The sequence below is a fragment of the Bradyrhizobium sp. CCGB12 genome, assembly GCF_024199845.1.
Lineage (GTDB): Bacteria > Pseudomonadota > Alphaproteobacteria > Rhizobiales > Xanthobacteraceae > Bradyrhizobium.
In genome coordinates, this window is record NZ_JANADO010000001.1 from 3,712,923 (window position 1) to 3,738,921 (window position 25,999).

General features: G+C 63.4%; 24 protein-coding genes. 11 read left to right on the top strand and 13 right to left on the bottom strand.

Translation table 11 applies throughout. The features are described from left to right. Positions 1-27 precede the first annotated feature (27 nt). The 4 genes from NLM27_RS17810 to NLM27_RS17825 are packed head-to-tail and all read right to left on the bottom strand — an operon-like array spanning position 28 to position 3,708. Positions 28-1,269 carry an SDR family NAD(P)-dependent oxidoreductase gene (locus NLM27_RS17810; RefSeq protein ID WP_254144544.1) on the bottom strand — a complete coding sequence of 414 codons (1,242 nt, stop codon included), beginning with the start codon at positions 1,267-1,269 and terminating at the stop codon, positions 28-30. Continuing rightward, a complete protein-coding gene (locus tag NLM27_RS17815; protein ID WP_254144545.1) occupies positions 1,266-2,444 on the bottom strand; it encodes a thiolase family protein in 1,179 nt (392 codons plus the stop codon). Before NLM27_RS17815 ends, NLM27_RS17810 begins: the two co-directional genes overlap by 4 nt. Positions 2,445-2,466: 22 nt before the next feature. After that, positions 2,467-2,895, bottom strand: coding sequence for an organic hydroperoxide resistance protein (locus NLM27_RS17820; protein WP_305887596.1), 429 nt, complete (start codon positions 2,893-2,895; stop codon positions 2,467-2,469). 30 nt (positions 2,896-2,925) lie between these two features. Then, complete coding sequence (locus NLM27_RS17825; RefSeq protein ID WP_254144546.1) at positions 2,926-3,708, bottom strand: aspartate/glutamate racemase family protein; 783 nt, start codon at positions 3,706-3,708, stop codon at positions 2,926-2,928. Between the two features lie 107 nt (positions 3,709-3,815). On the opposite strand from NLM27_RS17825, the gene NLM27_RS17830 reads away from it, so the two are divergent. The 6 genes from NLM27_RS17830 to NLM27_RS17855 all read left to right on the top strand — a co-directional run bounded on the left by NLM27_RS17830 (position 3,816) and on the right by NLM27_RS17855 (position 11,262). Then, positions 3,816-4,034: a hypothetical protein gene (locus tag NLM27_RS17830; RefSeq protein ID WP_254144547.1), complete on the top strand. Its 219-nt coding sequence runs from the start codon at positions 3,816-3,818 to the stop codon at positions 4,032-4,034. A 312-nt stretch (positions 4,035-4,346) separates the two neighbouring features. Continuing rightward, positions 4,347-5,495 carry an ABC transporter substrate-binding protein gene (locus NLM27_RS17835; protein ID WP_254144548.1) on the top strand — a complete coding sequence of 383 codons (1,149 nt, stop codon included), beginning with the start codon at positions 4,347-4,349 and terminating at the stop codon, positions 5,493-5,495. A 43-nt stretch (positions 5,496-5,538) separates the two neighbouring features. Beyond that, positions 5,539-6,582: a branched-chain amino acid ABC transporter permease gene (locus NLM27_RS17840; RefSeq protein WP_254144549.1), complete on the top strand. Its 1,044-nt coding sequence runs from the start codon at positions 5,539-5,541 to the stop codon at positions 6,580-6,582. Beyond that, a complete protein-coding gene (locus NLM27_RS17845; protein WP_254144550.1) occupies positions 6,579-8,348 on the top strand; it encodes an ATP-binding cassette domain-containing protein in 1,770 nt (589 codons plus the stop codon). Before NLM27_RS17840 ends, NLM27_RS17845 begins: the two co-directional genes overlap by 4 nt. Further along, positions 8,345-9,058 carry an ABC transporter ATP-binding protein gene (locus NLM27_RS17850; protein ID WP_254144551.1) on the top strand — a complete coding sequence of 238 codons (714 nt, stop codon included), beginning with the start codon at positions 8,345-8,347 and terminating at the stop codon, positions 9,056-9,058. Before NLM27_RS17845 ends, NLM27_RS17850 begins: the two co-directional genes overlap by 4 nt. A gap of 698 nt (positions 9,059-9,756) precedes the next feature. Then, positions 9,757-11,262, top strand: a complete 1,506-nt coding sequence (locus NLM27_RS17855) for an adenylate/guanylate cyclase domain-containing protein (RefSeq protein ID WP_254144552.1) — start codon at positions 9,757-9,759, stop codon at positions 11,260-11,262. 303 nt (positions 11,263-11,565) lie between these two features. On the opposite strand, the gene NLM27_RS17860 is transcribed toward NLM27_RS17855, so the two are convergent. After that, positions 11,566-12,336 carry an alpha/beta fold hydrolase gene (locus tag NLM27_RS17860; RefSeq protein WP_254148856.1) on the bottom strand — a complete coding sequence of 257 codons (771 nt, stop codon included), beginning with the start codon at positions 12,334-12,336 and terminating at the stop codon, positions 11,566-11,568. A 216-nt stretch (positions 12,337-12,552) separates the two neighbouring features. Between NLM27_RS17860 and NLM27_RS17865 the strand changes: the two genes are divergently transcribed. Next, a complete protein-coding gene (locus tag NLM27_RS17865; protein WP_254148857.1) occupies positions 12,553-13,515 on the top strand; it encodes an AraC family transcriptional regulator in 963 nt (320 codons plus the stop codon). 278 nt (positions 13,516-13,793) lie between these two features. Here NLM27_RS17865 and NLM27_RS17870 read toward each other — a convergent pair whose 3' ends face one another. The 6 genes from NLM27_RS17870 to NLM27_RS17895 form a co-directional block, all read right to left on the bottom strand. Further along, a complete protein-coding gene (locus tag NLM27_RS17870) occupies positions 13,794-13,985 on the bottom strand; it encodes a hypothetical protein (protein WP_254144553.1) in 192 nt (63 codons plus the stop codon). A 196-nt stretch (positions 13,986-14,181) separates the two neighbouring features. Continuing rightward, positions 14,182-14,889: a hypothetical protein gene (locus tag NLM27_RS17875; RefSeq protein WP_254144554.1), complete on the bottom strand. Its 708-nt coding sequence runs from the start codon at positions 14,887-14,889 to the stop codon at positions 14,182-14,184. Beyond that, positions 14,886-15,323 (bottom strand): thioesterase family protein, encoded by a 438-nt coding sequence (locus NLM27_RS17880; protein WP_254144555.1) that lies wholly within the window; start codon positions 15,321-15,323, stop codon positions 14,886-14,888. Before NLM27_RS17880 ends, NLM27_RS17875 begins: the two co-directional genes overlap by 4 nt. Continuing rightward, positions 15,323-16,231: a fumarylacetoacetate hydrolase family protein gene (locus NLM27_RS17885; RefSeq protein WP_254144556.1), complete on the bottom strand. Its 909-nt coding sequence runs from the start codon at positions 16,229-16,231 to the stop codon at positions 15,323-15,325. Before NLM27_RS17885 ends, NLM27_RS17880 begins: the two co-directional genes overlap by 1 nt. A gap of 44 nt (positions 16,232-16,275) precedes the next feature. Beyond that, positions 16,276-17,382: a cupin domain-containing protein gene (locus tag NLM27_RS17890; protein ID WP_254144557.1), complete on the bottom strand. Its 1,107-nt coding sequence runs from the start codon at positions 17,380-17,382 to the stop codon at positions 16,276-16,278. A 197-nt stretch (positions 17,383-17,579) separates the two neighbouring features. Further along, a complete protein-coding gene (locus NLM27_RS17895; protein WP_254144558.1) occupies positions 17,580-18,584 on the bottom strand; it encodes a carbon-nitrogen hydrolase family protein in 1,005 nt (334 codons plus the stop codon). 127 nt (positions 18,585-18,711) lie between these two features. Here NLM27_RS17895 and NLM27_RS17900 point away from each other — a divergent pair, with 127 nt between their 5' ends. From NLM27_RS17900 to NLM27_RS17915, 4 genes are all read left to right on the top strand, one after another. After that, positions 18,712-20,871 (top strand): indolepyruvate ferredoxin oxidoreductase subunit alpha, encoded by a 2,160-nt coding sequence (locus NLM27_RS17900; RefSeq protein ID WP_254144559.1) that lies wholly within the window; start codon positions 18,712-18,714, stop codon positions 20,869-20,871. After that, positions 20,868-22,433, top strand: coding sequence for an indolepyruvate oxidoreductase subunit beta family protein (locus tag NLM27_RS17905; RefSeq protein ID WP_254144560.1), 1,566 nt, complete (start codon positions 20,868-20,870; stop codon positions 22,431-22,433). Before NLM27_RS17900 ends, NLM27_RS17905 begins: the two co-directional genes overlap by 4 nt. Before the next feature lie 156 nt (positions 22,434-22,589). Continuing rightward, on the top strand, positions 22,590-23,084 hold the full coding sequence (locus tag NLM27_RS17910; RefSeq protein ID WP_254144561.1) for a MarR family winged helix-turn-helix transcriptional regulator: 495 nt from the start codon (positions 22,590-22,592) through the stop codon (positions 23,082-23,084). Continuing rightward, the gene (locus NLM27_RS17915) at positions 23,084-23,566 is read left to right on the top strand and encodes a MarR family winged helix-turn-helix transcriptional regulator (RefSeq protein ID WP_148773390.1); all 483 of its coding nucleotides are present in this window, start codon (positions 23,084-23,086) and stop codon (positions 23,564-23,566) included. The genes NLM27_RS17910 and NLM27_RS17915 overlap by 1 nt, the downstream gene beginning before the upstream one ends. 82 nt (positions 23,567-23,648) lie before the next feature. On the opposite strand, the gene NLM27_RS17920 is transcribed toward NLM27_RS17915, so the two are convergent. Together NLM27_RS17920 and NLM27_RS17925 are read right to left on the bottom strand one after the other, a co-directional pair. Further along, the gene (locus NLM27_RS17920) at positions 23,649-24,377 is read right to left on the bottom strand and encodes an SDR family NAD(P)-dependent oxidoreductase (protein WP_254144562.1); all 729 of its coding nucleotides are present in this window, start codon (positions 24,375-24,377) and stop codon (positions 23,649-23,651) included. A 2-nt stretch (positions 24,378-24,379) separates the two neighbouring features. Then, positions 24,380-25,996, bottom strand: coding sequence for an ATP-dependent acyl-CoA ligase (locus tag NLM27_RS17925; RefSeq protein ID WP_254144563.1), 1,617 nt, complete (start codon positions 25,994-25,996; stop codon positions 24,380-24,382). Between the last annotated feature and the right edge of the window lie 3 nt (positions 25,997-25,999).

The following is a 25,999-nucleotide window of genomic DNA, read 5'->3' on the forward strand; positions in this document are numbered from 1 at the left end:
TCCTCCGGTTTGATTGAAATCTCGATCTCACCTGTCGAGCTCGCGCTCGAGCGCTTTCGGATTGGCCGCGAGACGCTGCCGGGTCTCTTCTGCGACATCTCCGACATACATCTCTTCGAGCCCACCTCTCAGCCCCGATACGATCGCCTGCGCAATCGCGCGCGGCGCCACCTTCGGCGGCGGCACGGTCTGAAACCATTCGGTGTCGACGGGCCCGGTGAACAGGTTCATCACCCGGACGCCCGCGGGCCTGAGCTCCGCGCGAAGGCAGTGCGACAGCGACAGGCAGGCTGCCTGCGAGGCCGAGTAGGCGCCAAAGGCAGGCCAGTTCGCCAGCGCATAGACCGAGAGAATGTTGACCCAAGCGGCGCTGTTATTGATGCCGTCGGCGCCGCGCATCCGCATGGCGGGTCCAAAGGCCTGCGCGAGGTTGATGAAGCCGAGATAGGCCTGGTCGATCTCGTCGCGTGCGATGCTTGTGCCCCGGCGGTCGAGCAGGCCGCCCGGCCGCACATATTCCGTCGTGTTGACAAGGATATCGACCTTACCGCCGATGTCGGCGGCCAGATCGGCGGCGGACTTTTCGTCGGCTGCGTCAAGGGTAACGATCTCGATCCCGTCCTGACCACGCAGCAGCTTCTCGCCGGCGAACGGCCGCCATGGTTCGGCAACGCCGACGAATACCGTCTTGGCCCCTGCACCCTTCAAGGCGGCGACGGCTTCCTGGCCGATCACGCTGCGGCCGTTGGTCACGAGCACGCGCCGGAATTTCGGGTCGGCCGTCATTTCCCGCCACTGCTTGTCGTCTACCATGTTGGGAGTCTCCCCCTCAGGATGGGCAAAGGCCACCGCCTGACCGCTCTTGTCGAGTTGCAACGACATGCGGACGGGCGTGCCCTCCGCGCAGTCGGCGTGGAGGTGTGCCACGATCGTCGGACCGCAATCCATCTTCACGAGGCCGATCCGCCAGGGCGCCCGCTCGCGGAAGTAGACATCGCTCGGCACGCGCGCCGTCGTCTCGGAAAGGAGCATGCCTCGGCGCGGCGCGTCGACGAATGCGAGGCCCAACGACAGGCATGACGGACACGCCTCCCGCGCCGGATAAGCAAAGGTGCCGCAAGCCTCACAGCGTTGCAGCATGAAGCGGCCTTCGGCGGCTGCCCGCGTAAACCCATGGGACGTCCTGCTGCGCGGTCGCGGTGGCGAGGCAGGAAGCCGCGTCCGCAACAGCGGGTTCTTGCGCCGGGGCGGTTTGATCGGCTCGATCATCGCGAAGGCCCTGCAAAGATCGCGGCGCCCGATGCCAGGCCGCGGTCATAGTTGATCATGCCGAAGCCCGAGGCCAGGCAGAGGTTTGCGTCGCTGGCCTGGGTCGGCCCCGCGATTCCCAGAACCTGCCGCAGCCCTTCGACGAGACCGAGATAAGCGCCGGCCGCGCCGGCCTGCCCGGCCGAGAGTTGCCCGCCCGAGGTGTTGTGCGGAAAGTCGCCGTCGATGGTGAGATCGTGCTGGCGCACGAATTCCGCGCCCTCGCCCTTCTTGCAGAAGCCGAGATCCTCGAACTGCATCATCGTGATGACGGGATAATCATCATAGGTCTGCACGATATCGAGATCGTCAGGCTTCACGCCGGCCATCGCATAGAGCTCGCCCGCGTCCATCGCCCAGCCGCCGCGCACCTGCATCGGATCGTCGGCAAAGGCATTATGCCGCTCGATCGTCGAAAGCAGCCGGGCGGCTGCCAGCCCGAGTGAGGCTGCAGTCTCCTCGCGCATCACGAGGAAGGCCTCGGCGCCGGCGCATGGCATCACGCAATCGAACAGATGGATGGGGTCGGAGATCGGCCGTGCCGCCAGATACTGCTCCATCGTCAGCGGCGTCTTCATCAGCGCGTGCGGATTGCGCAAGGCATTGACCCGCTGGGCGACGGCGATCCTTCCGACATCCTCGCGCGTGACGCCGAACGTCCGCATGTAGTTGCGCGCAATCAGCGCGAAGCTCGCATTGGCGCCGCCCGCTCCGTAGGGATAGACGGCGTCCTGGTTGAACCGGGAAAAATTCTCCAGCGTCAGCCTGAACGAATCGACATGATTGGTATCGCCGGCGACGCACGCCACGATGTCGGCGTCGCGCGCCTGAACCGCGCGCGCCGCCTTTCGCAGCGCAGCGATGGCGCTGGCGCCACCGAGCGGGATCGTGTCCAGCCATCGTACGCAGAGCCCAAAATGCTGCGTCAAGCCGACCCCGCTGTCAGTACCCATGGTGAAACTGGAGACGCACAGACCGTCGATATCAGACGCCTTGATGCCGGCCTGTGCAACGAGCGCGCTCAGCGCCCGCCCGATCCACCACTGCGCGCTCTCTATGGAGTAGCGCACATAGGGAATTGTAACGGGAGCCGCGATCACGACCCCGTCGTACGGTGTGCGCAAGGTATTGGTCACCGACCGCCCTCGTTCATCCGACTCAGACCACCGTCAGTTTCACGTCAATATTGCCGCGGGTTGCGTTCGAATAGGGGCAGCGCTCGTGTGCGCCGGCAACGACCTCTTCGGCCACTGCTTTCTCGACACCAGGCAGATTGACCTTCAGCTCGACAGCAAGCGCGTATCCGACGGCAACCGGCCCCATCGCAACCTTAGCTGTCACGGACGGCTCGGCGGAGGGCACCACCTTCCGCGTGCGCGCGACGAGCTTGACCGCGCCGAGAAAGCACGCGGCATAGCCGGCTGCAAAGAGCTGCTCGGGATTGGTGCCCTCCCCACCCGGGCCGCCCAGCGATTTCGGCAAGGACAGCGACACCGACAATAGTCCGTCGATGCTAGCGGCCTTACCCTCCCGACCGCCGGTCGCCGTCACCTCGGTCTCGTACAGGATCTTTTCGGGAGTCATCATGATTAGCTCTCCAGGAATTGTTCGCGGGGACTAGCGGCTGCTACGGGCGAGCAGCGCCCGGAAATCGGCGCGCGCCTGGGCGCTGGCCCGCGTGAAGCTCGGCCCCCGGCTTGGTTCTGTGCCATTGAGCTGCCGGAGCTGCACCCACATCTCGGCACTCTTCAGCGCCACGGCCGCGCAGTTGACCACCGGCGCGTGGCCGACCTTCAGGCCATGCTCCCGCCCAATCAGGAGGCCCGGCAGCACGCCGGCCGGGATCACGACATCAGCGCCGCGCTCGACCAGGGGGAGGGCACAGGCGACAAAATCCTCGATCATGCGGGCTTGCGCGACGGCGTCTCCGGCGAACGCATCGGCGAAATCCTCCGGCTTGCAGCCGAGACCGGTCACGTGCACCACGCGGCCGCCGAGGCCGTAACGCTCGGCCTGCTCGTAGTGCCAGACCTCGAAGACGGGATCGAGCGTGACAAGGCCGAGTCGCCGGCCGAGTTGTGAGGCCGCCAGCAACGTTGCCTCGCCGGCCCCGATCACGGGAATGTCGAGCGCCGAGCGCAGCTCGTAAAGGCCGGGATCCTGGAAATGCCCCATGACAAAGGCGTCGAACCCGCCCTCCTCTGCCGCAATGCCGTTATCGATCGCCTGGACCGCACAGCGCAATTCCGCAAGCCGTCCGAATTCCCGGTCTGGCGGCGTAATGCCCTCGACGTGAACCGTCGTGCCTGATGCGGCGATGTTGTTGAGATATTCCGACAGCCGCGCCATGTAGGGCGCGTTCACGCTCGCATCAACGAAGCTCTGCCAGAAGATGCGCATCGTCCTTCTTCCTCAAGCGGTGATCGGAGGGTCGGTCGTCAGATGCCGATGAATATATTTCAATCATAAACTAATTCACGCGTCAAATGCGCGCCGCGGCGGCGGCGATGGGCATCGTCCACGACACGGCAAGCCCAGCTTTTTCGCGCGCTCGAGCGATGAAGAAACGCCGCATACTTACGAAATTGTATGCAGCAACATTTTTTTCTGACAGCGCCGTGACACGTGTTGACGGCGCCACCGGCAATACTTTAGGCTTTAAGCAATTCCTCGCCGGGCTAGGGACCGGCGGCCATGACAATGATGTTGCAGGGCAGCGATTTTGAGAGACTCGATCGTGTGGACAGTCGCCGTGCTCGAACAGCCGGCCGTAGCAGCAGCATCACCGGTCGCGCATCGCGGCCGCACCGACGACCTTTCATTGCTCCGGAAAAGGCCCGCCTGCATTCGCCGATGGGCCCGTCGTTCGCGCGGCAAGCAACATCATGGCTGCTGAGCGCCCGGGCGAGCAAACTCCCTTCGGTCGCGCCAGGGATTTGGCGCTGCAGCAATGCTTTCAATCGGTTGGTTCGTCGTTCGGGGTCTCCGCGCGGCAGCTTCAAGGCATTTCTATCCAGCATCAACGGAGGAGAACGCAGATGCGCAAGACTCTGAGCTTCCTTGCACTTGTCGCCGGAATCGTCGCAGCCCCAGCCGCGCAGGCCGACATCACCATCGGCTTCGTCACTTCGCTCAGCGGCAACGGTTCGTCGATCGGCATCCCCTATGGGCGCGGCATCAACGCCGCCTATGAATACAAGAAGACCATCAACGGCGAAACCGTCCGCCTGATCCAGCTCGACGACGGTTCCGACCCGTCGGCCGCGACCCGCAACGCGCGCAAGCTGGTGGAAGAGGAGAAGGTCGACCTCCTGATCGGCACCGCGACGGCGCCTTCGACCATCGCGATGGCGGCGGTGGCGAGCGAATTGAAAGTGCCGATGATCGCGGTCTCGCCGATCGGCAAGCTGCCTGAAACACCCGAGCAGTGGGTGGTGTCGGTGCCACAGCCGGCGTCGCTCCTCGTCAAGGTCATCGCCGACCGCATGAAGCGCGATGGCATGAAGAACATCGGCTATATCGGCTTCTCCGACGCGTGGGGCGACCTCGTCTACAACGGCGCCAAGGCCGCCGAAGCCGCCGGTGACATCAAGATCCAGACCAATGAGCGCTATGCGCGCACCGACACCTCGGTGACCGCACAGATCCTGAAGGTGCTTGCTGCACGGCCCGACGCCGTGCTGGACGGCGGCTCGGGGACGCAAGGCGCGCTGCCTCTCCTCAGCCTCGCGGACCGCGGCTTCAAGGGCAACACCTACGGCACGGTGGCGCTGGTCAATCCGGACTTCGTGAGCGTCGGCGGCAAGGCGGCGGAAGGCATCCAGGTCTCCGCGGGCCCGGTCATCGTGGCCGAGCAGCTTCCCGACGAGCATTTCGCCAAGAAGATCGCGCTGGACTTCCGCAGCGTCTACCAGAAGACCAATAACGTCCCGACCACCGACGGCTTCTCCGCCTACTCCTTCGACGCCTGGCTGATCTTCGCCAATGCTGCGGAGCGCGCCCTCAAGACGGCGAAACCCGGAACGGCCGAATTCCGCACTGCGCTGCGGGATGCGATCCTCAGCACCAAGGAGCTGGCGGGCGTGCATGCCGTCTACAACTTCAAGCCCGGCGCGGTGACCGGTGTCGACGAACGCGCCCTGGTCGTGGTGCGCCTGACCGGCGGCGCCTGGAAGTACGCGCCTTAAGTCGGACGGCGGCAAGCCACGAGAACAAGGGAACGACGTCTCAATGACGAGCGACATCGCAGCCATTCTTGCGATCGACGGGATCGCCACCGGAGCTGTCTATGCCCTGGTGGCGATCGGGACGGTCCTGATCTTCACGGTGACGCGGGTCATCTTTATTCCCTTCGGCGACATCGCCGCCTTCACGGCGCTGACGCTGGCTGCCCTCGATGCGAAGCGCTTTCCGGGCACGGGAGCGCTGGTCGTCATCCTGGCCTGCCTCGCTACCCTGATCGAGATCATCGCCCTTGCGCGTTCCAGCGAGCTCCGGCAGCTGCCTCGCGCACTGTCCTTCTATCTCGTGCTTCCGCTCGCTGTTGTCGGCGCAGCCTGGCTTGTCATGCGCCTGGATCCTCCCCTCGCGGTCCGGCTCGTGCTCGCGCTGATGCTGATCATGCCAATCTCCCCGCTGCTCGATCGGATCGTATTCCGTCCGATTGCTGACGGCACCGTGCTCCTGTTGCTGACGGTGTCCGTGGCGCTGCATTTCGCGCTGGTGGGCCTTGGCCTGTTGTTCTTCGGCCCCGAAGGGGTCCGGACCGAGCCGCTGACCTCACTCTCGACCGAGTTCGCGGGCGTGCTGATCTCGGGCCAGACCATGCTGATCGTGATCGCGGCACTCGTCTTCAGCGGCCTGCTCTACCTCTTCTTCGACTTCACGCTGGTCGGAAAATCGTTGCGCGCCACGGCCGTGAACCGGACTGGTTCCCGCCTGATGGGGATACGGCCGGCTCGCGCCGGCACCATTGCCTATCTGCTGGGGTCGCTGATGGCCGGCGTATCGGGCATCCTGATCGCTCCTGTGAACACCGTCTTCTACGACTCCGGCTTCCTTCTCGGCCTCAAAGCCTTCGTCGGCGCCATCGTCGGCGGCATGACCAGCTATCCCGGTGCGGTGATCGGCGCCGTCGGCGTCGGCATCCTCGAAAGCTTCGCATCCTTCGAGAGCAGCGCGCTCAAGGATGTCATCGTGTTTTCACTCCTGATCCCGATCCTGATCTGGCGATCCCTCGCCTCGCTGCATTCCGAGGAGGAAATCGAGGAATGACGCGTCTTCACGTTCAGCTTGCTGCGCTGACAGCGGTGGTGTGCCTCGCGCTCGCGCCCCTCGTCCTCAGCCCCTTCAGCATCACGCTGATGAATTACATCGGCATCTATTCGCTGGTCGCCATCGGACTTGCACTTCTCACCGGCGTCGGCGGCATCGTGTCCTTCGGACAGGCCGCGTTTGTTGGCGTTGCGGCCTACGCGACGGCCTGGGTCTCTGCGCTGAACGGGCATTCGCCCTGGCTCGGACTGCTGTTCGGCGTGGTCCTGACCTGCGGCGTCGCGACCCTTCTGGGCGTCGTCACCCTGCGGCTTCAGGGCCATTTCCTGTCGCTCTCGACCGTCGCGTGGGGCCTTGCGATCGGCTTCCTGTTCGGCAATGTCGAGGGGCTCGGTCGGTTCAACGGCATCTCGTCGATCCCGCCGATCAGTTTCGGATCGTTTGCGCTGGCCTCCAGCGCGCAGATCTATTTCCTGATCTGGGGAATCGTCGTCCTCGTCCTTGTGCTTGGCTACAATCTCCTGGACTCCCGGCTTGGCCGCGCCATGCGCGCGCTCCGCGGCGGCAATACGCTGGTCGAAAGCCTCGGCATCAATGCCTTCCGGATCAAGCTCGCGACCTTCGTGATCGCGGCGTTCCTGGCCTCGCTGTCCGGCTGGCTCTACGCGCATCTGAGCCGCTTCATCAGCCCGGGTCCGTTCGATGCCGGTATGGGCATCGAATATCTGATGATGTCGATGGTCGGTGGCGCCGGCAGCCTTCTCGGCGGCGTCGTGGGTGCCGCCATCGTGACGCTACTGAAGAACAGCGTGCAGGACTATCTGCCACTCATCGCCAAGGGCGCATCCGGCCAGCTCGAGATCGTCGCCTTCTCCGCGCTGTTCATCCTGTTTTTGCAATGGGCGCGGCAGGGCATCGTGCCGTTCGTCGCGCGCTACCTGCCGAAGATGCGGCGAGAGCGGCCGCAGTCGGCGCCGTCCCTGCCTCGCCGTTCGCAGCCGAAGCCGGGCGAGCTCCTCCTGAAGGTGGATGGTGCCGAGCGCCGGTTCGGCGGCCTCGTCGCCGTCAACAATGTCAGCTTCGAGGTCCGCTCCGGCGAGATCCTTGCCGTCATCGGCCCGAACGGCGCCGGCAAGAGCACGATGTTCAACTGCCTGACCGGTGCGCTCAGGGTCAACAAGGGTGAGATCGTGTTCGCGGGACGCCCGATCACACGCGACGCGCAATCCCGCATCGCCAAGGCTGGAATCGCCAGAACCTTTCAGCACGTGAAGCTGCGGCCGCGCATGAGCCTGCTCGAAAACGTCATGCTCGGCACCTACGGCCGCACCGGCACCGGCCTGTTTGCCGGCGCCTTCCGGCTGAATCGACGCGAGGAAGCGAGCGCCCGACATGAGGCGCTGATGCAGCTCGAGCGCGTCGGGCTCGGCGACAAGCCATTCGAGCTCGCTGGCAACCTTCCCCTCGGCAATCAGCGCATCCTGGAGATCGCGCGCGCACTCGCGGCCGACCCTGCGCTGCTGGTGCTCGACGAGCCGGCGGCGGGTTTGCGCCGCCAGGAGAAGCTCAGGCTTGCCGAGCTGCTGCGGTCATTGCGGGCGGACCATCTGACCATTCTGATCGTCGAGCATGACATGGAGTTCGTGATGTCGCTGGTCGACCGCATCGTGGTGCTGGATTTCGGCTCCAAGCTCTGTGAAGGCGTACCGAGCGCGATCCGCAACGACGAGCGGGTTCAAGAGGCTTATCTCGGAGGCGTCGCGTGAGCGAGATGTTTTCCATGTCCGATGTGACGGTCTGCTACGACAATGTCGAGGCGGTCCGCAACGTCTCGCTGTCGGTCGAGGAAGGGCAGATCGTCACCGTCATCGGTCCCAACGGCGCCGGCAAGACCACGCTGCTGCTGGCCGCCATCGGCCTGCTCGCCTCCCGCGGCCGCCTCGTCTTTCAGGGCAACGACATCGGCAGGATGTCCGTCGAGGACCGCGTCGAGCGCCGCTTGTGCCTTGTGCCCGAGAAGCGCGAGCTGTTCTCCGACATGTCGGTCGCCGACAATCTCCTGCTCGGCTCCTACAGCCTGCGCGACCGCTCGGGCGTCCAGAAGACGCTGGACGAGGTCTATGACCGCTTCCCCCGGCTGAAGGAACGGCAGCGCCAGGCCGCCGGCACCCTCTCCGGCGGTGAGCGCCAGATGCTCGCGCTGGGGCGCGCGCTGATGGCCAAGCCGAAGCTCCTGATGCTGGACGAGCCCAGCCTCGGCCTCGCACCGCTGATCGTACGCGAAATCTTTCGCACCATCGCATCGCTGCGCGACCTCGGCGTGTCGATCCTGCTGGTCGAGCAGAACGCCCGCGCCGCGCTGGAGACGGCCGATTACGGCTACGTGCTCGAGACCGGCGAGATCGTGCAGTCGGGTCCCGCCAAGGATCTCATCCACGATCCCCGGCTGATCACGGCCTATCTCGGCGGACACTAGAATCCGTCTGGATCAGGCCAGGCGAGCCGCGCAACAAAAATGTTCGAAAACAACCCCATGCACAGTAGCCGGTGACAGCGATATCAGTGGCTTAATCGCTGCTTGCGGATTTTACGAAAATTAACTTGCTCCGTCGGGCAAAACAGTGGCATGATGCCATCATCGCCGCTCCCGGGATCGCGCCAACCTGGGCATCCCAGACTTCCGATATGAACCGCCAAACGCAAGCGTGCCTTGCCGCACCATGATGACGGCTGACATGTTGCTGTCCCCCGGTACCGTTGAAGATGTTACGTTTGGTTGCCGCTGGATGAATCCGTGGCTCCGCGCTGGCAGGCTTTTCTCCCGGGGTATCAGGTTAGGGGCACGCCTGATGTCCGCGATGCGTTCGTTGCTTGCGACAAGGACGAAGCCGAGGATAGATTAGGCACATTGTCGCGGAACATGGATTCAAGTGCCCGTACGGGCAGCTCGACGCACCGACTTTCTGATCGCACTTGCCGATGCAGCCGACTTGGCCACCGCCCAGTGACGAGACTTTGCGCTCCTGCGTGCAGGCGAATGCGGATTGCCGATACCGCCAGTCTTGAAGCGGACGAGCGAAGCAACGGCTGGCGGGTGCAAGACCCACCTGAGTATCTGCCGTCGCGGAGTTCAGCCTGAGACCGATAGGGTAGTCACTCGATAGGGAGCTTGAGATGAGTGTCCCGTCTCCAGTCAACGAGAGTCTCCTGAGCCAGCGCCTCGATGCGCTCGGATCGGCAAGAAGCTGGGCTCCGAATGCCCTCTCGGATCTCGAACACTTCATCCGTACTGCCGACGACTATGATCTCTTTCGCGTCAACCCCATCCACTACGGCCGTCTCGTCGGACTATCCGAGACGGACGCGATAGAGCTGTTCGTGCACGCCGCAAAGGTAGGTCTGTTCGAGATGGACTGGCTGCTCATCTGCGCCTATTGCCCGCAGGTCGCCGGCAGCTTTCGCGAGCTCGACCAGGTCCATCCGCGCTTTCAGTGCGCGTTCTGCAACGCGAACAACGATGTGGCATTGGACGACTACATTCAGGTCGCCTTTACGGTCTCGAGCGGCGTGCGCGACATCATATTCCGCCATCCCGAAAGGCTTTCTGTTGAGGATTTCTACCTGCGCTACAACTTTTCCAAGGGCTTCATCGCTCCGCACGGGATGACGCATCAGCAGCTCGTTGCGGCGCTCTCACGGGGATTTGCCGATATCGAGGCCCATGAGCGCCGCAGCTTCGACTTCGAGGTTACGGCTGGCCGTTTCGAGGTGCTGGACCTGAGCCACAAACTCCTTCTGGTCTTCTTCGCGGACGGGAAGCCGGCAGAACGGCAAGAGACGCTGGTCCAGCTCGAGTCTGGCCGCTTCCTGGTGCCCGACCGCCCGACGGCACCGAGAGACATGGTCCTCGGCGACGGACGCTTTTCGTTCCGGCAGACGGCTGATCTCACCCCCGGCAAACACACCATCCGGATCGAGAACCGCACCGGCGATCGCGGTCGCCTCTGGTTCGTCCAGTATCCCCCGGGTTTCGAGCCCCATCTGGTCGAATATGAACCGTTTCTTTCCGGCAGGCGCTTGCTGCTCACCCCGAGCTTCCGCGAACTCTACAAGGCGCAGCTGGTGGATGAGGGCGAGAGCATCAAAGTCTCAGACATGACTTTCCTGTTCACCGATCTGAAGCAGTCGACTCCGCTGTATGAAAGCGTTGGTGACGTGAACGCGTATTTTTTGGTCCGTCAACACTTCGAGATCCTGAACCGGATCATCCGGGAACGGTCCGGCACCATCGTCAAGACGATCGGCGACGCGGTCATGGCCGGGTTCGAGCGTCCTCAGGACGCCGTTTGCGCTTCCATCGAGATGATCGAAGAACTGTCGCGATTCAACCGGACCGCTTCGCAGCCGCTGGGGCTCAAGGTCGGTGTCCATAAGGGACGTGCGATTGCGGTGACGCTCAACGACCGCATCGACTATTTCGGACAGGACGTGAATATCGCCGCACGCGTGCAAGGTCTCGCCGATGTCAACGAAGTCTGCATCAGTGCAACGGTGATGGAGGCGCCGGGCATCGGTGACATCGTCAATTCACGTTCAATGTCGCGCAACTACGAGAACCTGAAAGGCATCGGCCAGAAGATGGAAGTCCATCGCGTGACGGTCAGTTCGACGCAGATATGAACGACCGCGGTGCTGCCGTGAGGCGCGGGCCGACGGATCCCGCGCGATAGCAATTCGTGTGTTAGCTGCGTGAAAACAGTGCCAGACGTCCTGGCCCGAGATGTCGAGTTGAGTCATGTCATCCTCCGGATGCTTGGCATAGAATAATCGAATGGCGGACCGGTGTGGCGCAGCGACCAAAACCTTCCTCTAGGCTGTCGCTGGCGCTTCCGCGGCTTTGACTGGCTTGCGCCATCGCGGTCCGATGCGTTCTGCATACTCCGAGCGAGCGCCCCCGGCGCGAAAACGCCGGGAGCGGTATCGTCACTTCGCGAGTGCGGCCTTTTCAATCGCCGCGGCGACTTCCTTGGCATGAACGACGAGCGAAGCATGGCTGCCTGCGACTTCCGTCGTCTGCGCCTTGATCCTCGCTGCGAATGACTTCTGGGCCTCGGGCGCGAGGACTTTGTCCTTCGTGCTGATGACATAGAACGTCGGCTTGTCATGCCAGGCCGCAATGTCGACGGGAGCTTCGAACGCAACGTGGTTCAACGGAAGCTGCGAGTTGGCGAGGTGCTCAGCGATTTCCGGAGGAAGGTCAGCCGCGACGGCTGACGGAAACACTTTGGGATCGATGTACAAATTGCCCTTCGCGTCGGGATGGATCGCGTTGCCACCCTCGGTCGACGGGCCGGCCTTTGCCAGCGACGCCAGGGATTCACCTACCTCCGGCGCGAAAGCGGAAACATAGACCAGCGCCGAAACCTTGGGATCGTTGCCGGCTTGCGTGATCACCACGCCGCCCCAGGAGTGGCCGACCAGAACGGTCCTGCCGTTCTGCTTCGCGAGCGCCTGTTTGGTGGCATCGACGTCAGCGGCGAGCGAAGTGAGCGGATTCTCCACGAGCGTTACGTTGTAGCCTTTCTTCGTGAGAATATCGGCAACCGGCTGCCAGCTCGTCTGGTCCACGAAAGCGCCGTGCACGAGCACGATGTTATGGGTTGCTCCCTTGGGCAGCTCGGCGGAATGGGCGGAGGCGACCAATGTCGATCCGGCCAGGAGTATGGTGGCGGCTGAGAGAAGAATATTTCGCATTGATTGTTCCTGTTGGCATGTCGGACGAACACAGTCCGGGGGAATGGACAGGCGTTTCCAGCAAGGTGGCGGTTCTTCCATCTGCCGTCGGCGAAATGGTTGCCGCACGTAATGTCGGCCCGCCCGCGACATGACCTATTGCGCGGCGCTTTCGGACGATAGGGATCAATCGTCCGGATGTTGTGTCCAATCGTCCACCGGTCTAATCTCGGCAGCATGGACATCCTCGCCCAAGTGCTCGATCGCGTTCGTCTCGGCGGGACGCTGCTCTTTCACTTCGAGCTCGGTCATCCCTGGCATCTCGAGTTGCCGTCGCGCCCCTACGCCCTGTTTCACTATCTCAGCCAGGGCTCCGCCACCCTCGCGCTCGAACAGGGACAGGAAATCGAGATGACCGAGGGCGATTTTGTCGTGATCACACGCGGCGAGCCCCACGTGTTTTATTCGGATCGCCGGGCCGAGCCTTTGCGGATCATGGATATCGATCGAGCGTCGTCGCGGTTTGGCGTCATTCGTCACGGCAGCCGCGCAAAGCCGATCTCGACCATGATCTGCGGCAATTTCACCGTGTCCCGGCCGATGTTTGGCAGCGTGCTGGAGCTGCTTCCGCCCGTGCTCCTGCTGAAGCCGACGGCGGACGGTGGCTGGCTCGAAGCCATTCTGCGCCGCATGGTCAGCGAGTCCGCACTCGAGCGTCCCGGTCAACGCGTCGCGCTTTCACGACTGACGGAAGTGCTGTTCGTCGAGGCGCTCCGAAGTTGGATCGCGTCTCTCAGTCCCGGACAAGGCGGCTGGCTCGGGGCCATATCGGACCCGCATATCGGACCGGCGCTCAAGTTGATCCACGAAAACCCGGAGCGGCCCTGGACCCTGAGCGACCTCGGCCATCGCGTGGGGCTCGGCCGCTCGGTATTCTCGGCCCGCTTCACCAAGCTCGTCGGCCAGTCCATGCATCGTTATGTGATCGAACGCCGAATGGCGGAGGCGGCGTTCCTGCTCGAAACCACCGATGAGCCCATCGCACGGATCGCGAGCCAGGTCGGTTACGAGACAGCGGCGGCGTTTTCAAAACTGTTCCATCGACATCATGGCCTGTCGCCCGGCCGGTACCGAGCAACTCGACGCTCTGGCAGCGGCCAAGGGCAAGGGGACGTTCAGGAAGCAGCGATCGCCGATTGAACTTGGCCAAGCCCAGGTTCGTGCCGTTCTGGCTTTCCGATCTGAACGGATGCTTCGGAGCGCATTCCCACGGCCGCTTGATGTGGCGCAGCCGCCATCGACACTCCAGCACGAGCCGCGACCCAAAGCAGCACTCGACGAGTGCTGCAAATCTCGCAAAGTTCAACGACGACAACAAATAGCAAATTCGATAAGCGGCAGTGGGGCTGCACCGGCGGCGGGCTTAGCAGCCTTAGCTGGCGTAGTTGCGATGAACCGAACATCGCTCGTCGGGCGGATCAGGCTGTATGTCGAAGCGAGCTTCCATAATGCTTAAAGAATTGATCAAGCTTCACTGGCTCGCCGGTATCTCGCCAGAACAGTGTTTTTCCGAGGCTAGCCGCCACGGCGAGGCGGTGATGGCCGCCGATTAAAGTATGATCATCCGATGCAATGGCGATGACTTCGCCGTCTTCGTCCATGATTTTCATACTGCCTCCAATCCAGCGTTCAGCGCCGCCGCGATCGTGCGCAATATCTAACCTCTTGCGCGCTGTGGACGTTCCAATCCATGTGAAGATCAGCGGCGGCCGTCGGCGGCTTTTGACCCGCAACGTCGCCTTCCCACTTCCAAATTGGTCACACACAGTGTCCTACCCACGCGTATTCTTTCACGCTCTCGGCCATCTAGGGCTTAGACCTAACCACCCTCGTCAGCATCGGAAAATGCTTGTTGCCGCCCGAGAAAGGCGGGAACTGGACGAAGTCCGCGCGCATACGCTTGATCACGTCGGAGCCGAGCGCATGCGCGAGGGCTTGTGGGCTGTCGAATACCAGCTTGTTGCGTTGCATGTGCTCGACACGCTGCGACGGGAGCCGGTCGATCCAATCGATGCGGGTGTAGATCTCGATCTGGCGGACATCAGGGAAGGTCCGCATGATCGATGGATGGTGCTCCAGATAGTGCAGATTCCAGGCGTTCATGTCCTCGGCCGGGCCGGCATAGTGGACGAGATAACTGCACGGAGTTCTCGTTCCTGCCGGATGTGCGGCGACATCGACGGGAAACGCGCGTGTCAGCATCACCTGGTGCGTGACGTCCAGTCCGGTGAGGCCGGATAGTCCGGCGCCTGTCGCGAGGCTGGCAAGGACACTGTCGCGGTCCATGGCCGCCTCGCAGGCGAACAGATCGGGAAACCGCAGTTGAAGCGCAAACACGGGGCCGGAGCCATCGTCCCTGTAGGGATGGTCAACCGACTCTTCGAGCGGCGTGAACAGCAGGCCCTCGGTCATATCAGGGATCGATCCGACCAACTCCGCCACAGTGGCAACCTCGTCGGAACGAATTCGCCGCTCGCCTGTGGAATCGGAGAATGTCATGAAGAGCGAGATCATGCGGGTGCTGCCTCGGTGCCCTCGCCCACGCTCACATGCGCCATCAATGCGGCGCGAATGTCATCGGGCCACGGGATCGCATGATGATCGACGAGCGAGGTTGCCGCAAGGATCTGGCGCGCGCGCCAGCGCGGACCATTCGCACCGGAGACAATATGCTCCAGATGGAGGGACGATCCGCCGATCCGGACGATGCGCAAGCTGAACGTCAGGAGATCGCCGAACATCGACGGCCGGGAGAAATCGCATGTCAGGTGGACCGTGGGCGTGCCTATCTTCCGCACCGTAATCAGTTCCGGCCAGGGAAAGCCGATTTCCGCCCAGAAGTCCTCGACGACGCCGTTGAGGATGTTCAGGTAGGACGGGAAGTAGGCGATGCCCGAGGGATCGCAATCCCCGAACCTGAGCTCGCGATCGAACGAGAAATTCGTCATCAGATCGCAACGACGGGGTGACGGATGACGCCGACACCGTCGACGCCGGCTTCCACCACGTCTCCTGGCCAGAGCCATTCCTGAGGAGTCATACCTGCGCCGACGCCTTCAGGCGTACCGGTAGCGATGATGTCGCCGGGCTCGAGCGTCATCCCCGACGAGATGTCTGATATCAGAACCGGGATGTCGAAGATCATGTACTTGGTATTGGAGTCCTGCTTCGTGACGCCGTTCTTGGTCAGCCAGAGCCGCAGATCATGCGGATCAGCGATCTCGTCCGCCGTCACGATGCACGGGCCGAACGGCGCGTAGGTATCCATGCCCTTGGAGAAGATCCACTGCCCGGCGCGGCGATTGTCGCGCGCGGAGATGTCGATCATCACCGAATAGCCGAAGACGTGCTCCATCGCCGTCTCGACCGAAATGCGAGTTGCAGTCTTGCCGATGATGACGGCGAGCTCGACCTCCCAGTCGAGCTGCTGCGTCATCTTCGCATTGTGCTGGATCGCGGCGCCCGGACCGATCACGGAGGTCGGCGGCTTGGAGAAGACGACCGGCTGCTTCGGCAGGTCCTTGTCCGTGTCCAGGCTCTTGGCAGATTCCGCCACATGCGCGCGATAGTTCAACCCGATGCCGAAGATGTTCTTCCGCGGGCGCGGGATCGGTGCCTGGAGCCTCACATCCTCAATCGGAACGGCGGAGCCGACCGGCAAATGTCCGTTGCTGCTGTCGAGGCACGCCTTCAGCGCCGGCAGCAGCGTCACGCTGTTGTCGATGAAAGACAGCATGTCGCTCGGCCAGACGAGCCCCCTGGACGCACCGAGCCGCTCGACATCGACGACCAATCCGTTGACGAGAACCCCAAGGCGGGCACCGCTGGAGCCCAAGGTGTAGGTGACAAGGCGCATGAAAGCTTTATCCGGCTATTCTGTTTGAATTCTGCAAGGACATTTCAGGCCGCCACCGATTGGTGGCCGCCATTGTCGCCATAGGCCTCTTCCCGATAGAGCCCGAGACCTTCGATGACGGGTAAATCGTTGAAGCAGAACAGGCAGGCGTCCTCGCTCGCCGACGCATTGCCGTGCTCGTGCCAGGCCCAGGAGGGAACACAGAAGATGTCGCGCTCCTCCCATTCGAACCGCTTGCCGCCGATGATCGAATAGCCGCGCCCCTTGGCGACCTGGTAGATGAAGCTGCCGGTGTGCCGGTGCGACTTGGTCTTTTCACCGGGCCGCAGCAACTGCATGCTCGCGCCGATCGTCTGCATCACATGCCCGCCAGTGATCGGATTGACGTAGTTCATGAGGATGCCGTCGTAAGGCGAGCCGTCGGTTGCGGCCGCATATTTTTGCAAGGAATCGTAAGTCGGCTCCCACTCATATTTGAACATGGGCGAATAGCCTTTCGACCAGCGCGAGTCGGCCGGCCGCAGACCGGGATTGCCCCAGGTCTTTGTCATGTCGTCCACGGGATAGCCGGAAGGCTCCTGCTGGATCTTTGGATGCACGACGAAGAAATTTGCTTCCAGCGCATTGACCAGCGGAATGTCCAGGCCATCCTGCCAGATGCACACCGACCCGTTGCCCTCGACGCCATGCTCGTGCCAGGTGCCGTTCGGCGTGAGCACGAAATCCCGCGCGCCCAGCGTCATCTTGTGACCATCAACGATGGTGTAGGCACCCGCTCCTTCCATGATGAAGCGCAGAGCCGAGGCGGAATGGGCATGGGCCGTGGCAACTTCGCCGGGATGCATCACCTGCAATCCCGAATAGAGCCAGCCGACCGCGGCCGAGACGTCGCGGCGGCCGGGATTGTTGAGGTAGATCACCCGCCGCCCCGCCTTCTCCGGCGAGACCAGCTCCACCGAGCGCAGCACATGCTCGCGCAGATCGTTGTAGCGCCAGAGCACGGGGACTGAGGCCGATTGCGGCGCCCACGGCTCGATCTTGTTGGCGACGGTCCAGAGCGCGCCGGCTTCGTACTTTTCGAGATCCTTGTAATAGGCCTTGAGCTCGGGCGTGTCCTCGACATTGGCCCGGCCGATCACGTTCTCGCGCATCCTGTCCTCCAAGTCCTGTCTCGTCGTTTCAGCTAGAGCACGATGGCCAAGCTCGTCATGCCCGGGCTTGTCCCGGGCATCCACGTTCTTTTTGCTGCACGAAAGGTCGTGGATGGCCGGGACAAGCCCGGGCATGACGGTGTGGAAGTATTAGCACCATGCTTCAAGCCAGCGTATCCCAAACCATTATTCCGATCTCAGCGGGATGGGTGTGAAGCCCTGCTCCGGGCATCGCCCTCACCGTCCGCCAGACCCAACGGCGCCAGCGGCCGGCGGTTGACCCGCAAATCGAAAATGTCGAATCGGTTGTAGTGCCCGACGATGTCATGCATCTGCTTCGGCTGGATGCAGCGCTCGAGCTCGATATCGGCGTAGACGATGCCTTCATCGTCGATCAAGGGAGTACCGACCACGCGACCGTCGGGACCGATGATGCCGGAGAATGCGCTCGATTTGCGCTGCAAGCGCGCACGCGCGTCGGGAACGATTGTTTCCATCGCCGCGATGATCTCTTCCGACACCGTCGAGCAGGAGACGATCGTAAAAATCTTGCCTTCGAAGGAATGGGCAATCGCGCGCAGCTTGATCGCCTCCGCCATGTCGTAGTCTGGAGGCGCCACGGGAAGCGAGATGTAGCTGGCGACATGCACGAGCTCACCCTGGCCGAGCAGCGCGAAACGCGCGAGCGTGTTGGTGTTCTCGCCGCATGCCAGCCCGCCGAGACGCCCGATCTCGGTATCATAGACGCGCAGGCTCGATCCGTCACCGCCGGTCCAGGTCAGCTTCTCTGCCCAGGTCGGCACCAGCTTGCGGTGCTTGCCGAGCAGCGCGCCGTCGGGCCCGATGAAAACAAGGGTATTGTAGATCGCGCCCAGCGAGACCGGGCTGCGCTCGTTGACGCCGAGCACGACGTAGCACCCGGTCTCGCGCGCGGCCTTCCTGACGACGTCGATCTCGGGACCCGGCACCAGCACCGATGCCTTGACAAGCTTCTCGAACCACGCGCTGCCCGTGACGGGATCAGTGATCCAGTTCCAGTAGGGATAGCCGGGAACGAACACTTCGGGGAACGCGACGAGTTTCGCGCCATTGGCCGCGGCCTCACGCACCAGTGAGGCCGCCTTCTCCACGGTCGCGCCCGCGTTGAGATAGACTGGTGAAGCCTGGACGGCGGCGGCTCTAAAGCGAGGCAGCTTCAGCATCGGCCCTACCCTGTCGCTGGCTCATGACCGCCTTGCCGGAGAGAAGATCCGCAGGCGTGATAGCATGGCTCGGCGTTGACTTACTTCACATATAAACGTATGCTATAGCATATTTCTGGAGGCTGCAATGGCTGAACGGTCTTTTGCTCGTGAAGTCGAGGATCTCCGGCTCGGCGACGGCGATACGTTCCGCGGCGAAGGCATCCTCGCCATTACCAAGGCGCTGCTGCAATCGGGCGTCGCCTATGTCGGCGGCTACCAGGGCTCGCCGATCTCGCACCTGATGGACGTGCTCGCCGACGCCAAGGACGTGCTCGACGATCTCGGCGTCGTGTTCCAGAGCTCCGCCAACGAAGCAGCGGCGGCGGCGATGCTGTCGGCCTCGGTGATGTATCCCCTGCGCGGCGCGGTGGCGTGGAAGTCGACCGTCGGCACCAACGTCGCCTCGGATGCGCTCGCCAATCTCGCCTCGGGCGGCGTCACCGGCGGCACCATGATCATCGTCGGCGAGGACTATGGCGAAGGCTCCTCCATCATGCAGGAGCGCACCCACGCCTTCGCGATGAAGTCGCAGATGTGGCTGCTCGATCCCCGCCCCGAGCATGAATGCATCGTCAACCTGATCGAGAAGGGCTTTGAGCTCTCCGAGTTCTCGAATACGCCGGTGATGCTGGAGGTGCGCGTTCGCGCCTGTCACATGCACGGCAGCTTCGCCTGCAAGGACAATGTCAGGCCCGCGCACACCATCAAGGACGCGCTCAACAATCCCAAGCGCGACGTCAATCGCATCGTGCTGCCGCCGGCGGCCTATGAGCACGAGCAGGAGAAGATCAAGACGCGGATGCCCGCGGCGATCGGCTTCATCCGGGACAACAAGCTGAATGAATGGATGGGGCCGAAGCAGAGCAAGGTCGGCATCATCATGCAGGGCGGCATGTACAACAATGTCATCCGCGCGCTGCAATATCTCGGGCTGTCGGACGCCTACGGCAATACGCAGATCCCGCTCTACATCATGAACGTCACCTACCCCGTAATAGACGCGGAGGTCGCGGAGTTCTGTCTCGACAAGGACGCCGTGCTCGTCGTCGAGGAAGGCCAGCCGGAATATCTGGAGCAGGCGATCAACACGGTGCTGCGGCGCAAGGACATCCAGGCGCGCGTCCATGGCAAGGACGTGCTGCCGATGGGCGGCGACTACACCGCGCAGGTCCTGCTCGGCGGCGTCAGGGAATTTCTGGAGAAGACCGAGCCGCGGCTGCTCGGCAACCGGCCGCCCGCGCCGGATGCAGCGCCCGTGCTCAATCACCCCGCGGTCGAGAAGCTCAAGCAGGTGGTGCCGGCGCGCCCGCCCGGGCTTTGCACCGGCTGTCCGGAACGGCCGATCTTCGCCGCCATGAAGCTGGTCGAAGAAGAACTCGGCCAGCACCACATCTCGGCCGACATCGGCTGTCATCTGTTCTCGATCCTGCCGCCGTTCAACATCGGCGCGACCACCATGGGCTTCGGCCTTGGCCCGGCCTCGACTTCGGCCTTCAACGTCAAGGCCGACAAGCGCTCGATCGCCGTGATGGGCGACGGCGGCTTCTGGCACAACGGATTGACCAGTGGCATCGGCAATGCCGTCTTCAACAAGCATGACGGCGTCTTCGTCATCGTCGATAATTACTACACTTCGGCCACCGGCGGTCAGGACATCCTGTCCTCGCGCGCGATCAACAAGCGGCGCAAGACCAACAATTCGATCGTGCAGGCCGTGAAGGGCATCGGCGGCCAATGGGTCCGCCAGATCGACCGCACCTATGACGTCGGCAAGATGCGCGACACGCTGAAGGACGCGCTGACGACCAAGGACGAAGGTCCGAAGGTCATCGTCGCCTCTTCCGAATGCATGCTGAACAAGCAGCGCCGCGTGAAGCCGCAAATCAACAAGGCGATCAAGGACGGCGAGCGTATCGTCAAGGAGCGCTTTGGCGTCGACGAGGACGTGTGCACCGGGGACCACGCCTGCATCCGGCTCTCCGGCTGCCCGTCGCTGTCGGTGAAACAGCTCGACGATCCCCTGCGCGACGACCCGGTCGCAGCAATCGACAATTCCTGCGTCGGATGCGGCAATTGCGGCGAGGTCTCCGAGGCCGCCGTGCTCTGCCCTTCGTTCTATCGGGCCGATGTCATCCATAATCCGACCGGCTGGGACAAGTTCAAGTCGAAGGTCGCCATGACCGTGATCGGCTGGCTCCAGCGTCGGCGCGACCGCCGGCGGCCGGCACTCGAGGCACTGGCATGAGGGACGAGACAGTCCGGCTGGCCCTGCCCGCCGCTGGCGAAGCAACCGAGCGGCCGATCTCGATCGCGATCGTCGCGATGGGCGGCCAGGGTGGCGGCGTCTTGACCGACTGGATCGTCCAGCTCGCCGAGAACCACGGCTGGGTCGCGCAGTCGACCTCGGTGCCCGGCGTCGCCCAGCGCACCGGCGCCACGATCTACTACATCGAGGCGATGCCGCCGCTGGACGGCCGCAAGCCGATCCTGTCGCTGATGCCGACCCCTGGCGACGTCGACGTCGTGATGGCGGCGGAGTTCATGGAGGCCGGCCGATCCATCCTGCGCGGCCTCGTGACCCCGGATCGCACCACGCTGATTGCGTCCAACCACCGGTCGTTCGCGATCGGCGAGAAGATCGCGCCGGGCAACGGCATCGCCGACGGCGGCGCCGTCACCGGCGCGATCGGGATAGCCGCGAAGACCGAGATCATCTTCGACCTGAATGCGCTGGCGATCGCGCATGGCAGCGTCATCTCGGCGGCGATGTTCGGCGCGCTCGCAGCGGCCAGCGTGCTGCCGTTCAGTCGCGACAGCTATCTCGACGTGATCCGCGCCGGTGGCAAAGGCGCGAAGGCCAGCGTCGAGACGTTTGAGGCCGCCTTTGAGCGGGTCAAGACCGGCCCTGCCGAAATCGCAGCGCCCGTGCAAGCCAAACCGGGCGACAAGATCCCCTCCTCCGCCACGCCCGATCCGCATCTCGGTGCGCTCGTCGCCAGATTGAATCGGGAGCTGCCCGAGCCTGCGCTGACCATGGCGCGCGCCGGCTTGAGGAAGGCCGTCGACTTCCAGGATATCGCCTATGGCGGCGAATATCTCGACATCCTCAAAGCGCTGCACGCGGCCGATCAAAGCGCCGGTGGTGGCTCGCGCGCCTATGCCTTCACGGAAGCTGCGGCAAAGTACCTTGCCAACGCCATGACCTATGACGACGTCATCCGCGTCGCCGACCTCAAGACCCGCGCCGGTCGCCGCGCGCGCATCGAGAGCGAGCTCGAGATGTCGGATGGACAGGTGCTCCAGACCACCGAGTTCATGCATCCGCGCATAGAGGAAGTGATGGGCATGCTGCCCGCGGGTTTCGGCCGCTGGCTCGGCGCGCGGCCGCGCCTGCTCGGCTGGCTCGATCGCCGCGTCAACAAGGGACGGCGTGTGCGGACCTATTCATTGCCCTGGTTCCTGGCGCTCTATGTCGTGGGCGGGATGCGCGGCCTGCGCCGCCGCTCGCTGCGTCACGTCATCGAGACGGCTCACAGGGACAGATGGCTCAAGGCCGCGACCGACGCGGTCGGCACCAATTACCAGCTCGGTGTTGAGATCCTGCAATGCCGCCGCCTCGTGAAGGGCTATTCGGATACCCACAGCCGTGGGCTGTCGAAATTCGACAGGACGCTCGCGGCCATCAAGCTGGTCGAGCGACGCGAGGATGCCGCCGACTGGGCGCGCCGCCTGCGCGAGGCTGCTCTGAAGGACAGCGCCGGCACGGCGCTCGACGGCGTGATCCAGACCATCAAGACTTTTGCATGATTCCATCGGAGCGGGACGCAGGATTGGATTGCCGTTCGCCCCGCAGGACGTCAGGATCAGGCGACTTGACTACGTTTCTCAGATTGTTAATCGGAGCGACAAACCCGCGATAATCTCCTCAACTCGACGAGACATTCTGTACTCGATGGTCATGCGATGCCGGCAGCACTCAAAGAGAACATTGTTCCCGTCCCTGGGCAGATCGAAACCCGGCTCTGGCTCCAATTGCTGTCGCTGCATGGCGAGCTGTTCGCCTCGCTGAATTCGATGCTCAATTCGGAGTTCGGCCTGTCGCTCGCAAAATTCGACGTGCTGGCCCAGCTCGATCGTTACCCGGATGGTCTTGCGCTCGGGCAACTGTCGCAAAATCTGAAAGTCACCGGCGGCAATGTCTCCGGCCTGGTGCAGCGTCTTCTCGCCGACGACCTCATCAGCAAGGAAATGTCGAGCGAGGACCGACGGTCCTTCATCGTACGCCTGACGCCGAAGGGCGAAGCGCTGTTCAGGAAGGCAGCCGACGTCCACAAGAAGCATCTCGGCAAACGGCTCGAGAACGTTTCATCCAGGGAGCTGGATGTCGCGCTGTCCGTGCTGAAATCCCTTTCCTCAAAACTTCATACCGAGACCAAGAAGCAAAGTCGCAAGAGATAATGGCCAGAGAATCCAAGAGCAGATGGAAGTCGGGTCCGCCAAGGACAAGGGACCAGCTGCAAACCTACATCCCGTATTTGTTCAACCGGCTCGCCAATCGCTGGAATCTCGATCAGAATCGCGACCTCAGCGAACACGGCGTCAACAATGTCGTGTTCCGGACGCTGTCGGTGCTGTTCATCTACAAGACCCTCACCGTCAACGAGGTCGCCGTTCTCGCGGTGACCGAGCAGTCGACCGCGAGCCGCATGGTCGAGTCCATGGTGTCATCGGGCCTCGTCAAGCGCGAGATCGCCGAGGAAGACCAGCGCCGCCGCGTCGTGGGACTGACGCCGGACGGCGAAGCACTGCTGCGCAAGATCTGGCCGATCATGGCGAACAACTACGACAAGCTGATCGAAGGCATCGAGCCCGACGACATCGAGGTCTGCGCGCGCGTGCTGGCCAGGATGGTCGAGAACATCCGCCAGAATCAGATCTGACTCTGTTTGTTTGGCGCATGATCTTTTCGGAAAACCGCTTCACACTTTGCGCTAACGCGGCCCTCCGGGTCCGGATCATGCTTTACGGGCCAAGTCCGACGAGGCTGGTGCCGCCGCAGACATAGAGCACCTGGCCGGTGACGAAATCCGAGTGCGCGTCGAGGAAGAACGAGATGGCGTGCGCGACATCCTCGCGCGAGCCGAGCCGCCCGACCGGCACGTTGCGCGCCATCCGCTCCTGCTGCTCGGAGCCCTTCGGGATAACGCCCCAGAAATTATCGGTCAGGATCGGCCCCGGCGCCACGACATTCACGGTGATGCCGCTCGCGGCAAGCTCCAGCGCCCAGGTCCGCGCCATGCCGTGCACGCCGGCCTTGGTCGCCGAATAGGCCGAGCGCGTCGCCGCGCCCATCGCGGCGCGCGAGCTGACGAACACGATGCGCCCGAAACGGTGCGAACGCATCCTCTCCAGCGCGGCCTGGGTCAAGAGCATCGGCGCGCCCAGATGCAGCTGCGCCAGCATCACAATGTCTTCCGGCTTCGCATCGGGCAGCAGGTTGGGCAGGATGACGCCGGCATTGTGCACGAGGCCATCGACGGCGTGATCCCGGCAGATCTCCTGCGCGATCGCGCGCGTCTCCTCGATGGAGGTCAGATCCGCGCGATAGGCGGTGAGCAGGTCATGCGTCCAGCCGGGCTTCTCCAGCCCGACCGAGACCACACGCTGCCCGCGCTCGACGAGCTTCTTCGCCAGCGCCTCGCCGATCCCCGAATTGCCGCCGGTGATGAGTGTGGTGCGGATCTCGCTCATGATCAGACCTGCCGCTTCTTGAGGTCGCGCAGATCGAAGAACGCGCCATCGCTCATCAGCTTGGTTACAAAATCCTTCAAGCCACCGCGCTGGATCTTCTCGGTTGCGGTCAGCGGCAGGCTGTCGACGAAGCAAATCCAGCCCGGCGCCTTGTAATAGGCCATCTGCTCCAGGCTCCAGCGCACGATGTCTTCAGCGAGCGCTCGATCCACTCCGGCCTGCTCGGCGATGATGACCGCCGCGACCTCGTCGCCGCGCATCTGATCCGGCGTCGCCGCGACCGCGGCCTGCCGGATCGCGGGATGGCGGTTGAGGACAGACTCGACCTCGACCGCGGCGATGTTCTCGCCGGAGCGGCGGATCACGTTCTTCTTGCGATCGACGAAATGAAGGTCGCCGTCCGCGTCGCGCGACACGATATCGCCGGTATGCAGCCAGCCATCGGCCCACGCCTCGGCGGTGGCAGCCTCGTTCTTCAGGTACTCGCGGAAGAAGCCGTAGCGCGGGTCCGCGCCGGCCCGCCGCACCAGGAGCTCGCCGGGCGTGTCGCTTCGGGCATCATTGCCGCTGTCGTCGACGATACGAATCTCGACTTCGGGGGCCGGACGTCCAAAACAGCTGGTGCCGATCTTCCGCGGCTCGACATTGGCGGCGATGACGCCGCCGCTGCCGGTCTCCGTCATCGCCCAGGCCTCCAGCAGTGGAAAGCCGAATCGCTCCTCGAACGACGCGTGCAGCAGCTTGTCGACGCCGGCTCCGAACCCGAAGCGCACACTGTGCGCGCGGTCCTGGGCCGATGGCGGCGCGCTCATCAGCATCGAGGGCATCACGCCGAGATAATGCAGGCAGGTGGTGCGGCTGTCGCGCACCGAAGCCCACCAGCTGCGCGGATGGAAGCGATCGAGCATGGTCAGGCAGCCGCCGACCGACAGCATCGCCATCAGCGACACCGCCATCGCGTTCATGTGGAACAGCGGCAACGGCGTGATCATGCGCTCACCGTCAGGCTTGAGATCGATCAGCCCGCCGACATCGCGATACCAGTTTCCGGAATGCAGGAAATAGGTGTTGGTGAGCACGCAGCCCTTGGGTTGGCCGGTCGTTCCAGACGTATAAAGCAGCGCGCATTCGGTGGAGCCGTCGCTCGCGCTCGCCGGTCGCGCGCCACCGAACGGCGCGGGGACGTCACCCTTGTCGGTCACCACCGGGATCGGGCGGCCGGCCTGGCGCGCCGCCGTCTCCACCTCGTCGCGTCGCTCGGCGAGGACGAACGCTGCATTCATCTCGGAATGCGCGATGATGTATTCGAGCTCGCTGAGACGCAAATCCGGGTTGATCGGGACCACAGAGACACCAAGCGCGTTCAACGCGAACCATAGCTCGATGAAGACAGGCCTGTTCTGGAGCAGCAGCCCGACACGGTGGCCTTCGCCATAGCCCTGGCTCGCAAACGCCGCTCGCCAGCGCTCGATCTGGTCGAGCATGGCGCGATAAGACGTTTCGCCTGCGGTGATGCCATAGATGTCAGCGGTCTCCAGCAGAACGTTGAGGAAGGCCGCCTCGCCGCGGCGAAGGGCGGTCTCGCGAAAGCGGGCGTAGACTGTGGTCGCTGCGGTCAAATT

Excerpts from the sequence above, each read along its gene's own strand:
- NLM27_RS17810 (WP_254144544.1), bottom strand. The coding sequence starts at position 1,269 with ATGATCGAGCCGATCAAACCGCCCCGGCGCAAGAACCCGCTGTTGCGG.
- NLM27_RS17820 (WP_305887596.1), bottom strand. The coding sequence starts at position 2,895 with ATGATGACTCCCGAAAAGATCCTGTACGAGACCGAGGTGACGGCGACC.
- NLM27_RS17825 (WP_254144546.1), bottom strand. The coding sequence starts at position 3,708 with ATGCGCATCTTCTGGCAGAGCTTCGTTGATGCGAGCGTGAACGCGCCC.
- NLM27_RS17830 (WP_254144547.1), top strand. The coding sequence starts at position 3,816 with ATGGGCATCGTCCACGACACGGCAAGCCCAGCTTTTTCGCGCGCTCGA.
- NLM27_RS17835 (WP_254144548.1), top strand. The coding sequence starts at position 4,347 with ATGCGCAAGACTCTGAGCTTCCTTGCACTTGTCGCCGGAATCGTCGCA.
- NLM27_RS17840 (WP_254144549.1), top strand. The coding sequence starts at position 5,539 with ATGACGAGCGACATCGCAGCCATTCTTGCGATCGACGGGATCGCCACC.
- NLM27_RS17845 (WP_254144550.1), top strand. The coding sequence starts at position 6,579 with ATGACGCGTCTTCACGTTCAGCTTGCTGCGCTGACAGCGGTGGTGTGC.
- NLM27_RS17855 (WP_254144552.1), top strand. The coding sequence starts at position 9,757 with ATGAGTGTCCCGTCTCCAGTCAACGAGAGTCTCCTGAGCCAGCGCCTC.
- NLM27_RS17860 (WP_254148856.1), bottom strand. The coding sequence starts at position 12,336 with ATGCGAAATATTCTTCTCTCAGCCGCCACCATACTCCTGGCCGGATCG.
- NLM27_RS17865 (WP_254148857.1), top strand. The coding sequence starts at position 12,553 with ATGGACATCCTCGCCCAAGTGCTCGATCGCGTTCGTCTCGGCGGGACG.
- NLM27_RS17870 (WP_254144553.1), bottom strand. The coding sequence starts at position 13,985 with ATGAAAATCATGGACGAAGACGGCGAAGTCATCGCCATTGCATCGGAT.
- NLM27_RS17875 (WP_254144554.1), bottom strand. The coding sequence starts at position 14,889 with ATGATCTCGCTCTTCATGACATTCTCCGATTCCACAGGCGAGCGGCGA.
- NLM27_RS17880 (WP_254144555.1), bottom strand. The coding sequence starts at position 15,323 with ATGACGAATTTCTCGTTCGATCGCGAGCTCAGGTTCGGGGATTGCGAT.
- NLM27_RS17885 (WP_254144556.1), bottom strand. The coding sequence starts at position 16,231 with ATGCGCCTTGTCACCTACACCTTGGGCTCCAGCGGTGCCCGCCTTGGG.
- NLM27_RS17890 (WP_254144557.1), bottom strand. The coding sequence starts at position 17,382 with ATGCGCGAGAACGTGATCGGCCGGGCCAATGTCGAGGACACGCCCGAG.
- NLM27_RS17895 (WP_254144558.1), bottom strand. The coding sequence starts at position 18,584 with ATGCTGAAGCTGCCTCGCTTTAGAGCCGCCGCCGTCCAGGCTTCACCA.
- NLM27_RS17900 (WP_254144559.1), top strand. The coding sequence starts at position 18,712 with ATGGCTGAACGGTCTTTTGCTCGTGAAGTCGAGGATCTCCGGCTCGGC.
- NLM27_RS17905 (WP_254144560.1), top strand. The coding sequence starts at position 20,868 with ATGAGGGACGAGACAGTCCGGCTGGCCCTGCCCGCCGCTGGCGAAGCA.
- NLM27_RS17910 (WP_254144561.1), top strand. The coding sequence starts at position 22,590 with ATGCCGGCAGCACTCAAAGAGAACATTGTTCCCGTCCCTGGGCAGATC.
- NLM27_RS17915 (WP_148773390.1), top strand. The coding sequence starts at position 23,084 with ATGGCCAGAGAATCCAAGAGCAGATGGAAGTCGGGTCCGCCAAGGACA.
- NLM27_RS17920 (WP_254144562.1), bottom strand. The coding sequence starts at position 24,377 with ATGAGCGAGATCCGCACCACACTCATCACCGGCGGCAATTCGGGGATC.